This is a genomic window from Streptomyces sp. NPDC004610, assembly GCF_040609715.1.
GTDB lineage: Bacteria > Actinomycetota > Actinomycetes > Streptomycetales > Streptomycetaceae > Streptomyces.
This window is the reverse complement of record NZ_JBEXLA010000060.1, coordinates 1-12,772: the sequence shown is the minus strand read 5'-3', so window position 1 is coordinate 12,772 and position 12,772 is coordinate 1. Positions and strand designations below refer to the sequence as shown.

The window sequence follows — 12,772 nt, the reverse complement described above, 5'->3', positions numbered from 1 at the left end:
GTGGTACGCACCAGCGGCGCGGGTCGCTCCCCGCGCCGCTGCCGCCGCTACTGCCCGGCGCTGCCGCCTCTCCTGCCCCTCCGCTGTTTCCTCTACTGCCCGGCGATGGAGTCGAGCTGTTCCGGCGCCGGGCGCAGCGCCCACAGGTCGCCCCCTGGTGGGGCCTCCAGCCGGGCCACCGCGGACCGGGCGGCGCGGTCACCCGCGTCGGCGGCGGCATGCACCACATCCGTGGCCGCGTAGCGGCGGAAGTCGAGTTCGGGGTGGGGCCAGGGCTCGCGGTCGGTCGCGGTCGGCAGGAGATAGCGCACGGCGGCGGCCAGGCTCTGCCCGTCGGGCCCGCGGTGCCGCCACAGATCGACGCCGACGTTCCGGCCGATCGCGGCCAGCCGGGTGTGGGCGACCAGGGAGAAGGTGGAGTAGTGCCAGCTCCGGGTGCGGGCGAGTTCCAGCGGCTGGGTGCCGTCGGGGGCGATCTGCCGGTCGATCCGCCGGGCGCGGGCGTCCAGGACCGTGCGTCGGGCGAGCGCCTTGTCGCCGGTGGCGTAGGCGAGGGCGGCGAGCTGCATGTCGTAGAAGGTGCCGTGGTTGTTGTCGGCGGCGGCCTCCTGGCGGCCGAAGTCGCTGGTGCGCAGCCAGGTGAGGAAGGCGGAGTTCCAGCGCCGCATCCCGTCGCGGTCGGTGTCGGTCCAGCCGGGGGCGCCGGTGGCGAGGAGGGCGAGGGCGTCGAGGACGGCGGTGTAGGACTGGGAGAAGTCGATGATGCCGATGGCGCGGCCGTCGTAGCGGCAGGGGATGAACTGGGCGTGGTTGAGGTTCGGGTTCATCCGGGTCGCCGGGGCGAGGAACCAGGTGCGCAGGATCTGCCCGGCCTTCTCGGCGTAGCGGCGCTCTCCGGTGTAGTACCAGGCCAGCGAGAGATCGTAGGTCGAGTCGAAGACCCGCTCGACATCCTGCCGGTCGGTGCCGGTGTCGACCTCGGGGTTGCGCTGTCCGTCGCGCTGCTCGTAGGGGCAGCCCCAGGGGTTGCCGGAGGTGGGCGGGGTGGTGGGCCACCAGTAGGGGGCCTGGCTGAGGTAGTCGTGCGGGTCGCCGCTCGGGGCGGGGCGGGGTTTGTCGACGACCGTCCAGGGGCCCTTGCCGAGCCAGGAGTCGGCGCGGGCGCGGAGGCCGTCCAGGGCGCGGCGTAGCCGTGGGTCGCCGCGGTCGAGCCGGAGTCTGGTGTCGCGCAGACGGCTGCCGTCCATGACGGCGGTGTCGGGGACGGTTGCGGAGGGGCGGGCGGCGGCGGGATCGGCCGAGGAGGGGCGAGTGGCGGCGGCGGGATCGGCCGCCAGGGAGGAGCTGGCGGCCGGAGCGGAGCCGGTCGTGACGGCGAGGACGGTGAGGAGGGAGAGGAGGACGACGAGCAATCGGCGGGGCGCGGGGGCGGTTGCCTTCATCGGTCAGCTCCGGGGCGGGGCGGGGGAGGGGGGAGGAGGCGATGACGCTGGCGCATGGAGGGGGTGGGTTTGTGTATATGAACTTGATTCATGAATGCGTGCGTGGGGAGCATAGGGGCGGGACCGGACGGCGGCAATGGACCGGACCGCACCGGACTGGACCGGCGGCGGTGGAACGCGTGAAGCCGGACCCCGGAGAACGGGGCCCGGCTTCGCACGGCGGGACGGAGGGGCTCAGCCCAGATTGCCCCGGCGGGCGTCCTGCCACAGGTCGACGCCGCCGTCGGTGGCGTACTTGTCGATCTCGGCGAGTTCCTCGGCGGTGAAGTCCAGCCGGCCCAGCGCGGCCACGTTCTGCTCCAGCTGCTCCACCCGGGACGCGCCGATGACCAGCGAGGTCACCCGAGGGTCGCGCAGCGCCCAGGCGAGCGCGAGCTGCGCCAGGGTCTGGCCGCGCCGCGCGGCGATGTCGTTGAGCGCGCGCAGCCGCCCGAGTGTCTCCTCGGTCAGCCAGCCGGTGTCGAAGGACTTGTCCTGCGCCGCCCGAGAGTCACCCGGCACCCCGTCGAGATACCGTCCGGTCAGCAGCCCCTGGGCCAGCGCGGTGAACCCGATGATCCCGAAGCCCTCCTCCTGCGCCACATCGAGCAGACCGTCGGTCTCGATCCAGCGGTTCAGCATGTTGTACGAGGGCTGGTGGATCAGCAGGGGCGTGCCCAGGTCGCGCAGGATCGCCGCGGCCTCGCGGGTGCGCTCGGCGTCGTAGGAGGAGATACCGACGTACAGCGCCTTGCCCTGGCGGACGGCCGTGTCGAGCGCGCCCATCGTCTCCTCCAGTGGCGTGGTCGCGTCCAGCCGGTGGGAGTAGAAGATGTCGACGTAGTCCAGGCCCATCCGGGTCAGCGACTGATCCAGTGAGGCGAGCACATACTTGCGCGAGCCGCCGCCCTGTCCATAGGGGCCGGGCCACATGTCCCAGCCGGCCTTGGTGGAGACGACCAGCTCGTCCCGGTACGGCTTGAGGTCCTCCCGCATCAGCCGCCCGAAGTTGATCTCGGCGGAGCCGTAGGGCGGGCCGTAGTTGTTGGCCAGGTCGTGATGGGTGATCCCGAGGTCGAAGGCGCGCAGCGCGATCTCGCGCTGGGTCTCGAAGGGCTTGTCGTCTCCGAAGTTGTGCCAGTAGCCCAGCGAGAGCAGCGGAAGATCGAGACCGGAGCGGCCGGTGCGGCGGTAGCGCATGGTGCCGTCGTAGCGCTCGGGGTCGGCGACATGGTTCATCGGACAGTCTCCGGGGGTGGTGCCGTGCGGGAGTCCCAGCGGGATCGAGGGGACTGACCCACATTGCCTCCGCGCGATCGTGAAGTCCAACAGTTCCTGGTCATCGTATTGAGCGACACGGTTTCTGAATCATGTCCGGGGGCGACAGCTGGGAGGGTGGAACGGTTCGGGTACTGGTGGTGGCCTGGCGTTGGCGCCGCCGTCCACGCGGCCCCCGGGAGCGCCGGGACCATCTGTCGCCGCAGCACACTCCCGTACGGCTCGGGCAGCCTCGCGTCCAGCCCCGCCAGGGCGCGGTGCACGGGCGGTGCGGGCCGGCCGGTGATCCACCAACGCCCGCGCGTAGCGCGCGACCACCAGCGACGCCCACGCGTCGTCGCGGACACCGGGCGTGGCCAGGGCCCGGCGCGCGTCACGCAGCGCGGCCCGCGGATCGGCACCGGCGAGCGAGGAGGCGACCGCGGCCCGGCTGAGCGCCCCCGACGGACCACCCGGCGTGTACGGCGGCACGAGGTCCGCCACGGCCCCGAAGTGCTCGGCGGCGCCCCGGGCGTCCCCCGCGCGCGGCGTCAGCACGCCCTGCACCTGCGCGATCCGCCCGATCGGCGTGTCGTCACCGCTCTCGACCGCCGTCGGCGTCGGGCAGGCCCGCCCGAGCGGCATCCGCGCGGTACGACGATCCGCGCCGCGCCGGTCTGATCACCGGAGTTCCAGAGACCGTCGGGGATGGCGGCGACCTGTCGGCAGTGGACCATCCGGCGCTCGGCGGCCATCGCGAACTCGCCCTCGGCGCGTAGCCGTTCCGTACGCGAAGACACTGGCCCGCGCCCGCACCATCCGCTCATCCCGCGTACCCGGCGCCGATCGGCTCCCGCAGCGAACGCTTCCCCGGCCGCCCCGGATCCGGCCCGTCCAGCGGGCACTCCCCATGGACCGGCAACTCGGCCAGCGTGCCCAGCGGATGTCGGGCGAGCTGATGGGCGAGCTGATGGGCGGCGAGTTCCACGGCCGGCGGATTGCTGCCCAGGACCGAGCAGATCGCCGCGACCGTCCGCAGTTCGGCGACCTCCCGCTCCCGCCGGACCAGCTCACCGGGCCCGTATCGGGCGCCTCCCGGCTCACCCTGCGCCGTGGAGGCCATCGCATCCATTGCACCGATTACCCCATCGCACCGATCACCCCAATGACCCGTCCGCCCGCACCCTCCGCCCTCCACGCCCCCTCCGGATCACCCGGAGGCGAACGGTTCCTCACCCGCCCGTACGGGACCCCTCCCCTCGCCAAGAGAGCCGGATCTCGGCGTTGTTGAACCGCTGCCGAACGGAACGCGGACGTCCCTCCCGGCCCGCTGCGCACCCCCGCCCCGCCTGCTAGCGTGCGGGCGGACGAGGGGAAGAGCAGCGATGACGGCGACCACGTTTCGCATCGGCGGGGACCTACGGGTGGGGCGGCTGGGCTTCGGGGCGATGCATCTGCCCACCGAACCGGCGATGGACCGGGCGAACGCCCTCGCGGTGGCCCGGCGCGCCGTCGACCTGGGCGTCACCCTCATCGACACCGCGTACATGTACGGCTGGGGGGCCAACGAGGAACTCCTCGCCGAGGCCCTCCACCCCTACCCCGCCGGTCTGCTGGTGACCACCAAGGTCGGCGTGGCCCGGCCGAAGGGCGAATGGGCGCTGGACGGACGCCCCGAGGCCCTGCGCACGCAGGTCGACGCGGCCCTGGGCAGACTCCGCACCGAACGGATCGGCCTGCTCCAGCTCCACCGGGTCGACCCGCAGGTCCCGCTGGCCGACCAGATCGGCGCCCTGCGGGAGCTGCGCGCCGAGGGCAAGATCGCCCACATCGGACTCTCCGAGGTCACCGTCGACGAACTCGCCGAGGCCCGCTCGGTCACGGACATCGCGAGCGTCCAGAACCGGTACAACCTGCTCGACCGGGAGTACGAGCCCGTGCTCGCCGCGTGCGAGAAGGCGGGCATCGCGTTTCTGCCGTGGCGCCCGGTGGCCTGGGGCGCCACGGGCGCGCGGGCCGAGATCGCGGCCGTCGCGGCGGAGGCGGACGCCACGCCCACCCAGGTCGCCCTGGCCTGGCTGCTCGGCCACTCCCCGGTCATCTGCCCGATCCCGGGCACGGCGAGCCTGCGGCACCTGGAGGAGAACGTGGCGTCGACGGGCCTCCGGCTCACCCCGGACCAGCGCGACCGACTGGACTGGCTGCGACCGGAGGAGTGACGGGGGGCGACCTATAGGGACCCCGCACACAGAGACCTACGAAGGGCCGCGCGGCTCACCCATAGGCATCAGTTCAGCGCACCCCATAGACGCTGCTCAGCACACCCCGCAGGCGCTGCTCGGCTCACCCCAGAGGCGCAGCTCGGGCTATCTATCCCATGGGCTCCGGCAGTCGCCGCACCCCATACGTACGTCAGCTCGATCGCCTCGCCCGTCCCCGGGTCGCCCAGCTCCACCCGCCAGCCCTCCGCGAACTGGTCCACCCCGTGGGCCATCGGGATCGTGCCCGAGATCAGGACCGTCCCCGGCAGCAGCGCGCCGCGCTCGCGCAGGACGCCGACCCAGTACGCGGGGGTGAGCAACTCGGCGAGCGTGCCGTCCTGGATCAGGGTCTCCCGCCCGTCATGGCTGACCCAGGCGCGCAAGGTGAGCGCGTCGAGCCGGCCGGCGACGTCGGACAGACGCCAGGCGCGCCGGGCGAGGACATCGGGTCCGGCGTTCTTGCTCCACGCCACCCCGTGCACCTCCAGGTCGCGGTCGGTGTGGTCGCACGCGGCGGTGGGCAGCAGTTCCCCGTCACCGGCGACGACCAGGGCCCACTCGGCCTCGCCGGAGGTCCGGCCGTGCTGGGCGGGGACGGTCCCGGTCTGCTGGGCGAGGTAGGGGGAGATCGGGTAGAGCGCCGGGGTGACCGAGGGCGCGGGGACACCCAGCTCGGCCAACTCGGCGACATGCGCGGCGACATCCTCCTGGCTGCGTCCGGCGTACCCGGCGTTGAGTACCTGGGTGACGGCGATCTCGCGCGTCGTTCCGTCGGGCAGTTCGAAGATCAGCACGGACATGGCGGACATGGAGGCACTCCCAGAGTTCGGGTCGGACATGCCCTCTCGATGCCCCCACAACATCCCCTCCCCGACGCGATGCCCCCTTGACGTCCGCCGAAGTCCCCCAACGCCCCCCAACGCAAGGATGAGCCCCATGCACGACTCCCCGCAGGACGCCCCCGCAGCCGCCGACCGGCGTTCGGGCGCCCGCCGGGCCTTCGCCGCCAGCCTCACCGGCACGGCGCTGGAGTGGTACGACTTCGCCGTCTACTCGGCCGCCGCGGCCTTGGTCTTCGGCGATCTGTTCTTCCCGTCGGAGGACCCGCTCACCGGCACCCTGCTGGCGTTCTCGACCTACGCGGTCGGCTAGGTCTCCCGCCCGCTCGGCGGCTTCGTCTTCGGCCGCCTCGGCGATGTCATCGGCCGCAAGAAGGTGCTGATCGCCACCCTCGTCCTGATCGGCGCCGCCACTCTCCTCATCGGTGTCCTGCCCAGCTACGACACCATGGGCGTCGCCGCGCCCGCCATCCTGGTCCTGCTGCACTTCGCCCAGGGCGTCGGCGTCGGCGGCGAGTGGGGCGGCGCGGTACTGCTGTCGAGCGAGTTCGGCGACCCGAAACGGCGCGGCTTCTCCGCCTCCGCAGCCCAGGTCGGCCCGCCCGCCGGCAATCTGATGCCAACGGTGTGCTCGCCGCCCTCGGGGTGGCCCTCACCGAGGAACAGTTCGAGTCCTGGGGCTGGCGGGTGGCGTTCCTGCTGTCCGGCGCGCTGGTCGGCTTCGGTCTGTGGATCCGGGCCAAACTGGAGGAGACGCCGGTCTTCAAGGCGATGGAGGCCGAGCAGCACCGCCCCGAGGCCCCCATCCGCGAGGTCTTCACCACCCAGCCGCGCGCCCTCACCACCGCCATCCTCAGCCGGGTCGCCCCGGATGTGCTCTACGCGATGTTCACGGTGTTCGTCCTCACCTACGCCACCGAGGAACTCGGCATGTCCCGTGGCTCCGCCCTCACCGCGGTCCTCGTCGGCTCCTCCCTCCAGGTCGTCCTGATCCCCCTCGCGGGCGCGGTCTCCGACCGGGTCAACCGCCGCGTCCTGTACGGCGTCAGCGCGCTCGCCGCCGGAATCTGGCCGTTCGTCTTCTTCCCGATGGCGGGCGCGGGCTGGTTCGCCCTGGCCGCGGGCGTGGTGATCGGCCTGGCCATCCACTCCTTCCTCTACGGTCCCCAGGCGGCCTTCATCGCCGAACAGTTCTCGCCCCGGCTGCGCTACACCGGCTCCTCCCTCGCCTACACCCTGGCCGGCATCATCGGCGGCGCCATCGCCCCGCTTCTGTTCACGGCCCCGCTCAGCGCGTACGACAGTTGGGTGCCACTGGCCCTCTACATCGCGCTGACGGTGGTCGTCACCCTGGTCGGCGTCTGCCTGGGCCGCGACGCGGGCCACGCGATCGAGGAGGACGGGCAACTGGCCGCGCGTCGCCGGTCCGACGACGTACCGGCCGCGTCCTTCTGAGACCCTTTGACTTCGCTTGACTCCGCCGACCTGTGAGGGAGCCGCCGCCGTGCGCATCGCCCTGAGCCAGCTCACCACCGGGCCCGACCCGGCGAAGAACCTCCTGCTGATCGAGGAGTGGACCCGCCGGGCCGCCGACGCCGGAGCCCGGGTGGTCGTCTTCCCGGAGGCGTCCATGGCCTGCTTCGGCACCCCGCTCGCCCCCCTCGCCGAACCCCTGGACGGCCCCTGGGCCGACGCCGTCCGCGCCATCGCCCGCGACACCGGCACGGTGGTCGTCGCCGGAATGTTCACCCCGGCCGGGGAGGGCCGCGTCACCAACACCCTCCTCGCGACCGGACCCGACGTGGACACGTCGTACGACAAAATCCACCTCTACGACGCCTTCGGCTTCCGCGAGTCGGACAGCGTCGCCGCGGGGGACCGGGTGGTGACCCTGGACGTGGACGGCGTCCGCCTCGGCCTCGCCACCTGCTACGACGTCCGCTTCCCGGAACTCTTCCGCGCGCACGCGGACGCCGGGGCGACGGCGACCCTGCTGGCCGCGTCCTGGGGCGCGGGCCCCGGCAAACTGGACCAGTGGGAGCTGCTGGTGCGGGCCCGCGCCCTGGACGCCACGCTCTGGGTGGCGGCCGTGGACCAGGCCGTCCCCGACCAGGGCCCGAGCACGGCCCCGACGGGCATCGGCCACAGCCGGGTGGTGGGCCCCGACGGCACCGTCCGCGCCCGCCTGGACGCGGCCCCGGACCTCCTCGTCACGGACCTGGACATCACGGAGGTCCCGAAAACCCGCCAACGCATCTCGGTCCTGACGAACCGCCGCCGGGACCTCTGGAGTTGACCAGGTGACCAGGTGACCAGGCGATCTATGGGTGGCCTGCTGGCTAGGTGACCTGGTGATAACCAGGTAGAAGATGACCTGGTGACCAATTCTGGCCAGATGGGAGGGCTCAGCGTCCCGCCCTCAAGGGCGCCGGGGGGGGGCACCGGCCCCTCACCCCGCCAGCAGCACCTTCAACGTCGACGCCAGATGCGCGTCGATCGCCGCACACGCCCCCTCCGGATCCCCCGCGACGATCGCCTCAAGAATCGCCAGATGCTCCACGAGCACCGCCTCCTGCCGCCCCTGCTGGGCGAACAGCGCCGTCACCCCCGCCCGCACCTGCCGACTGCGCAGCCCGTCATAGTGCCGCGCCAGCAGCCCGTTGCCGACGGCGGCCACCATCGACGCGTGGAAGAGATGGTCCACGGCGATGAACTCCCGCGCCTGCTCGGCCCCGGTGAGATGCCGCTGCCGGTCGAGCAGCTCGCGCAGCTCGGCGACCGGCGCCCGCCCCTCCGCGATCATCTGCCGGGCGGCGTACCGCTCCACGATCCCGCGCAGCTCCATCAGCTCGCTGATCTCCCGCCCGGTGAGCGGCGCCACCCGGGCCCCCCGCTTGGGCACCAGCTCGACGAGTTCCTCCGCGGCCAGCAGCAGGGCCTCGCGGATCGGCGTCCGGGACACCCCGATGCGGTCGGCGATCTCCTGCTCCGACAGGAACACACCCTGTATCTCCGGGTCCGTGAGCACCGTCTCCTTGAGATACGCGTATGCCTTCTGCCGACCCGACACCACCGCTGCCCCCAAGAGATCGCATACATCGTGTATACGGAAGCCACCACGGGGCCGGAGGGCGGGCCGCCGTACGACAGCCGGGCCGGACGATGGCGGGCCACGTCCGCGACCACCGGCGCCCGCACCCCCCTCTCTCCCCGTCCACCCCGCCCATGATGTGATGACGCCGTGCGCACCCCCACCGAGGACACCAACCGCCGGATGCTCCGGGCCCGGGACGCCATGGACCGCGACTACGCCGAGCCCCTGGACGTCCCCGCGCTGGCGCGCATCGCCCATGTGTCACCGGCCCACTTCACCCGCACGTTCCGCGCGGTCTTCGGCGAGACCCCGCACCGCTATCTCCAGCGCCGGAGGGTCGAGCGCGCGATGTACCTGCTGCGCGAGACCGACCTGAGCGCGACGGACATCTCCTTCCGGGTCGGCTTCATGAGCCCCGGCACGTTCAGCCGTACCTTCCGCGCGATCGTCGGCCTCTCCCCACGCGAGTACCGAGGCCGGGCGACGGCCCGGAACGTCCCGACCTGCTTCACCATGGCGTGGGCACGCCCTCGTCACTGACTCACTGACTCACTGGCTCACTGGCTCTGGCTGCGACCTTGCCCCTACCCCCACCCCCACCCCTGTCCCCGCCCTTGTCGCTGGCTGTTACCCCCTCGGTTCGACTGAGCAGTTTTGGATAAGTCTCTGCCGGTCCCCGGCGACTAGCGTGCAGGCATGTTCACAGGAATCACGCACTCACAGATCTATGTCCTCGACCAGGACGAGGCCCTCGCCTTCTACGTCGGCAAGCTCGGCCTGGAGGTCCACAGCGATGTCGACTTCGGCGCCATGCGCTGGCTCACGGTCAATGTCCCCGGTCACCCCGAACGGCAGATCCTGCTGGAGGCACCCGGCGGCCCCGCGATGTCGGAGGAGACCGCGCGCCAGGTCCGCGAACTGGTCACCAAGGGAGCGACCGGCGGCTCCCTGATCTTCAGCACGGACGACTGCCGTGCCACCTACGAGACGCTGCGCTCGCGGGGCGTCGAGTTCACGGAGGAGCCGACGGAGCGGCCGTACGGGATCGACGCGGCGCTGAGGGATCCCTTCGGCAACAACATCAGGTTCACTCAGCTCAAGGGCTGAGGGGGCGGGAGGGGCGGGCGAGGGGAAGCCTTGCAGAAACAGCAAGGAAGTTTGTCGCCGGAGGTGAGGAGGCGGAGGCTGGCGACTACTGGGCAGGTGGGCGCGTACGCAGTCCGCCGCCGCCTCATCCAGCTTCATCCACTCCTCATCCACCACAGCCTCTGGAGGCACGATGACCGACACGCCCGGCACCGAACCCGCGGAGTTCTGGGAGTCCCGTTACCGCGACAGCGGGCGGGTGTGGAGCGGGAAGCCCAATGAAATTCTGGTGCGCGAGGTCTCCGCCCTGCGTCCGGGAACCGCGCTCGATCTCGGCTGCGGCGAGGGCGGGGACGCGATCTGGCTGGCCGCGCGCGGTTGGCGGGTCACCGGCGCGGACATCTCGGCGACGGCGCTGGCCCGCGCGGGCGAGCACGCGCGGGACGCGGGGGTCGCCGACCGGGTCGCCCTGGAGCGGCATGAACTGGGGGTGACGTTCCCCGAGGGTGCCTACGATCTCGTCAGCGCGCACTATCTCCAGTCGCCGGTGGCCCTGGACCAGGACGGGGTGCTGAGCAGTGCCGCCGACGCGGTGGCACCCGGCGGAACCCTGCTGATCGTGATGCACGCGGCCTGGCCGAACTGGCAGAAGGAGCCGCCCTTCCGTGCCGAATTCCCCACGCTGGACGGTGTGTTGGACGCACTGGCGCTCCCGGCGGGGGAGTGGACGGTCCAGACGCGGGAGCGGGTGCGTCGGGTGAGTGTGTCGCCGGAGGGGGAGGCGGGACACCGGGATGACAATGTGTGGCGGATCCGGCGGAGTGGTTGAGCGGCTCTGAGTTAGGTGGTGGGGGGCGTCAGCGGAGGTTGAGCCCGCCCTCCGCCAGGGTCTCCCGGAGGATGCGCACCGCCTTGGGGCCGACGCCGTGCAGTGCGAGCAGTTCGGTCCCGCTGTGCTCCGCGACCCGCTCCAGTGTGTCGATGCCGGCGCCGAGCAGGGCTTGGGTGGCGGGTCTGCCGATGGCGCGCGGAAGCGCGTGCGCCGGTGCGTCGGCAGCTGACTCGGCCGCCGTCAGCGTCGCCGCGAGGCGCTTGGGGGCGCGGTGGAACCAGGCGGCCCGGACCAGGGCGTTGAGATCCTTGCCGTTGATGTCGGCGAGCGGCACCCGGAACCCGATCGTCGTGCCGCCGCGCAGGAGCTGCGCGCCGCTCGGATGCGTGACGGAGGCACGCCGGACCTCCTCCACCGGCAGCTGAAGCCGCACCTCCCCGCCCGCACCGACGGCGACGAACCCCTTGCCGCGCACGGAGAAGGAGGCGACGACCGTCCTGGAGCGGGTACCTTCCTCGACCTCGGGCAGAGCGAGGGCGGCTTTGCGTAGCTGGGGGAGGGTGGTCATGGGGTGAGTGTAGGCACGGGAGGTGATGCAGGGGCGAGCCGACCTGCGCGGCATGCGGCCTCCGATCTGCGATCTACCGATCTGCGATCTTCAGTGTGTGGTGTGGGATGTGCACGGGATGTGCCATGCCTGAACCCGTCCCGACCGCGGTCCCCCGTACCCCACCCCACCCCACTCCTCCCACTCCCCGAGTTACGATCGGGATCCTGAGCGGCGACACGCCGTCGGACCAGGGAAGGGACCGCGCAGTGAGCAACACGGAGACGCATCCGGCCGAGGTGAACTGTGCGGCGGGCCCGGCAGGTGGACGCCCCGAGCTGGAGATCCTCACGGCGCGTGAGGTGCCGCTGGGCGGCCCGCGGGCCATGACCGTACGGCGGACGCTGCCGCAGCGGGCCCGGACGCTCATCGGGGCATGGTGCTTCGCCGATCACTACGGCCCGGACGACGTGTCGGTGAGCGGCGGTATGGATGTGGCCCCGCATCCGCACACCGGACTCCAGACGGTGAGCTGGCTCTTCAGCGGCGAGATCGAGCACCGTGACAGCCTGGGCAGCCATGCCTATGTCCGCCCCGGTGAGCTGAACCTGATGACCGGGGGCCATGGCATCTGCCACTCGGAGGTCTCGACGCCGAGCACCACGATCCTGCACGGCGTCCAGCTCTGGGTGGCCCTCCCCGCCGAGCACCGTGACGCGCCGCGTGACTTCCAGCACCATGCGCCCGCCACGGTACGGCTCGACGGCGCCGAGGTGCGGGTCTTCCTGGGCTCACTCGCCGGTGACACTTCACCTGTCCGGACGTTCACCCCGCTGCTCGGCGCGGAAGTCATCCTCAGCTCGGGAGCCGAGGTCACCCTCGACGTCGACCCCACCTTCGAGCACGGCGTGCTTGTCGACCGGGGCAGTGTCAACGTCCATGGCGCTTCCCTCAAACCCGCCGAGATGGGTTACGCGGCTCCCGGCCACCCCACACTCACCCTGACGAACGACGGCCCTGACGAAGCCCGCCTGGTACTGCTGGGCGGCCCGCCGTTCCAGGAGCAGATCGTGATGTGGTGGAACTTCATAGGGCGTTCGCACGAGGACATCGCGAAGGCCCGCGAGGACTGGATGGAGGGCACGCGGTTCGGTGATGTGACGGGGTACGACGGCGATCGGCTGCCTGCGCCCGAACTCCCGTCGGTGGCGCTGAAACCGCGCGGATAGGTGTGCTGAGCTGGGGCAATGCAGAAACACTGTGTGGCCCTGCTGGATCAAAATCGTGGGCGGGGCTCCGTCCCGGCCCGCTTGGCCGCCTTCAGCTCGGCGGCCAGCTCGATCAGCCCGAGGAACTCCGCACGGGTGAAGTCCAG

13 protein-coding genes and 1 pseudogene are annotated in these 12,772 nt (G+C 71.8%); 7 read left to right on the top strand and 7 right to left on the bottom strand.

Going from position 1 to position 12,772, the window contains the following annotated elements:
* Positions 1-92: 92 nt before the first annotated feature.
* From ABZX40_RS39405 to ABZX40_RS39390, 4 genes are all read right to left on the bottom strand, one after another.
* On the bottom strand, positions 93-1,442 hold the full coding sequence (locus ABZX40_RS39405; protein WP_355748804.1) for an alginate lyase family protein: 1,350 nt from the start codon (positions 1,440-1,442) through the stop codon (positions 93-95).
* 234 nt (positions 1,443-1,676) lie between these two features.
* Complete coding sequence (gene mgrA / locus ABZX40_RS39400) at positions 1,677-2,720, bottom strand: L-glyceraldehyde 3-phosphate reductase (RefSeq protein WP_355748801.1); 1,044 nt, start codon at positions 2,718-2,720, stop codon at positions 1,677-1,679.
* Between the two features lie 129 nt (positions 2,721-2,849).
* The gene (locus ABZX40_RS39395; protein WP_355748798.1) at positions 2,850-3,383 is read right to left on the bottom strand and encodes a hypothetical protein; all 534 of its coding nucleotides are present in this window, start codon (positions 3,381-3,383) and stop codon (positions 2,850-2,852) included.
* 178 nt (positions 3,384-3,561) lie between these two features.
* Positions 3,562-3,861 (bottom strand): hypothetical protein, encoded by a 300-nt coding sequence (locus ABZX40_RS39390; protein ID WP_355748795.1) that lies wholly within the window; start codon positions 3,859-3,861, stop codon positions 3,562-3,564.
* A gap of 262 nt (positions 3,862-4,123) precedes the next feature.
* Here ABZX40_RS39390 and ABZX40_RS39385 point away from each other — a divergent pair, with 262 nt between their 5' ends.
* Positions 4,124-4,957 (top strand): aldo/keto reductase, encoded by an 834-nt coding sequence (locus ABZX40_RS39385; protein ID WP_355748792.1) that lies wholly within the window; start codon positions 4,124-4,126, stop codon positions 4,955-4,957.
* A 68-nt stretch (positions 4,958-5,025) separates the two neighbouring features.
* Here ABZX40_RS39385 and ABZX40_RS39380 read toward each other — a convergent pair whose 3' ends face one another.
* Positions 5,026-5,808 (bottom strand): DUF2848 domain-containing protein, encoded by a 783-nt coding sequence (locus ABZX40_RS39380; protein ID WP_355748789.1) that lies wholly within the window; start codon positions 5,806-5,808, stop codon positions 5,026-5,028.
* 127 nt (positions 5,809-5,935) lie between these two features.
* Here ABZX40_RS39380 and ABZX40_RS39375 point away from each other — a divergent pair.
* Positions 5,936-7,293 (top strand): annotated as a pseudogene (locus ABZX40_RS39375) (MFS transporter).
* Between the two features lie 49 nt (positions 7,294-7,342).
* Positions 7,343-8,134, top strand: coding sequence for a carbon-nitrogen hydrolase family protein (locus ABZX40_RS39370; protein ID WP_355748786.1), 792 nt, complete (start codon positions 7,343-7,345; stop codon positions 8,132-8,134).
* Between the two features lie 153 nt (positions 8,135-8,287).
* On the opposite strand, the gene ABZX40_RS39365 is transcribed toward ABZX40_RS39370, so the two are convergent.
* Complete coding sequence (locus tag ABZX40_RS39365) at positions 8,288-8,911, bottom strand: GntR family transcriptional regulator (RefSeq protein ID WP_355748853.1); 624 nt, start codon at positions 8,909-8,911, stop codon at positions 8,288-8,290.
* Positions 8,912-9,112: 201 nt separating this feature from the next.
* On the opposite strand from ABZX40_RS39365, the gene ABZX40_RS39360 reads away from it, so the two are divergent.
* The 3 genes from ABZX40_RS39360 to ABZX40_RS39350 all read left to right on the top strand — a co-directional run bounded on the left by ABZX40_RS39360 (position 9,113) and on the right by ABZX40_RS39350 (position 10,847).
* A complete protein-coding gene (locus ABZX40_RS39360; protein WP_355748852.1) occupies positions 9,113-9,472 on the top strand; it encodes an AraC family transcriptional regulator in 360 nt (119 codons plus the stop codon).
* Between the two features lie 156 nt (positions 9,473-9,628).
* Positions 9,629-10,039: a VOC family protein gene (locus tag ABZX40_RS39355; protein WP_355748784.1), complete on the top strand. Its 411-nt coding sequence runs from the start codon at positions 9,629-9,631 to the stop codon at positions 10,037-10,039.
* Positions 10,040-10,211: 172 nt separating this feature from the next.
* Positions 10,212-10,847, top strand: a complete 636-nt coding sequence (locus ABZX40_RS39350; protein ID WP_355748781.1) for a class I SAM-dependent methyltransferase — start codon at positions 10,212-10,214, stop codon at positions 10,845-10,847.
* Between the two features lie 28 nt (positions 10,848-10,875).
* Here ABZX40_RS39350 and ABZX40_RS39345 read toward each other — a convergent pair whose 3' ends face one another.
* The gene (locus ABZX40_RS39345) at positions 10,876-11,418 is read right to left on the bottom strand and encodes a hypothetical protein (RefSeq protein ID WP_355748778.1); all 543 of its coding nucleotides are present in this window, start codon (positions 11,416-11,418) and stop codon (positions 10,876-10,878) included.
* Between the two features lie 248 nt (positions 11,419-11,666).
* Here ABZX40_RS39345 and ABZX40_RS39340 point away from each other — a divergent pair, with 248 nt between their 5' ends.
* Complete coding sequence (locus ABZX40_RS39340) at positions 11,667-12,626, top strand: pirin family protein (RefSeq protein WP_355748775.1); 960 nt, start codon at positions 11,667-11,669, stop codon at positions 12,624-12,626.
* Positions 12,627-12,772 lie beyond the last annotated feature (146 nt).

Bases quoted from the DNA above. Each gene is read 5' to 3' on its own strand.
- ABZX40_RS39405 (WP_355748804.1), bottom strand. From the start codon at position 1,442: ATGAAGGCAACCGCCCCCGCGCCCCGCCGATTGCTCGTCGTCCTCCTC.
- ABZX40_RS39345 (WP_355748778.1), bottom strand. From the start codon at position 11,418: ATGACCACCCTCCCCCAGCTACGCAAAGCCGCCCTCGCTCTGCCCGAG.
- ABZX40_RS39350 (WP_355748781.1), top strand. From the start codon at position 10,212: ATGACCGACACGCCCGGCACCGAACCCGCGGAGTTCTGGGAGTCCCGT.
- ABZX40_RS39360 (WP_355748852.1), top strand. From the start codon at position 9,113: ATGCTCCGGGCCCGGGACGCCATGGACCGCGACTACGCCGAGCCCCTG.
- ABZX40_RS39385 (WP_355748792.1), top strand. From the start codon at position 4,124: ATGACGGCGACCACGTTTCGCATCGGCGGGGACCTACGGGTGGGGCGG.
- ABZX40_RS39380 (WP_355748789.1), bottom strand. From the start codon at position 5,808: ATGTCCGCCATGTCCGTGCTGATCTTCGAACTGCCCGACGGAACGACG.
- ABZX40_RS39355 (WP_355748784.1), top strand. From the start codon at position 9,629: ATGTTCACAGGAATCACGCACTCACAGATCTATGTCCTCGACCAGGAC.
- ABZX40_RS39390 (WP_355748795.1), bottom strand. From the start codon at position 3,861: ATGGCCTCCACGGCGCAGGGTGAGCCGGGAGGCGCCCGATACGGGCCC.
- mgrA (WP_355748801.1), bottom strand. From the start codon at position 2,720: ATGAACCATGTCGCCGACCCCGAGCGCTACGACGGCACCATGCGCTAC.
- ABZX40_RS39395 (WP_355748798.1), bottom strand. From the start codon at position 3,383: ATGCCGCTCGGGCGGGCCTGCCCGACGCCGACGGCGGTCGAGAGCGGT.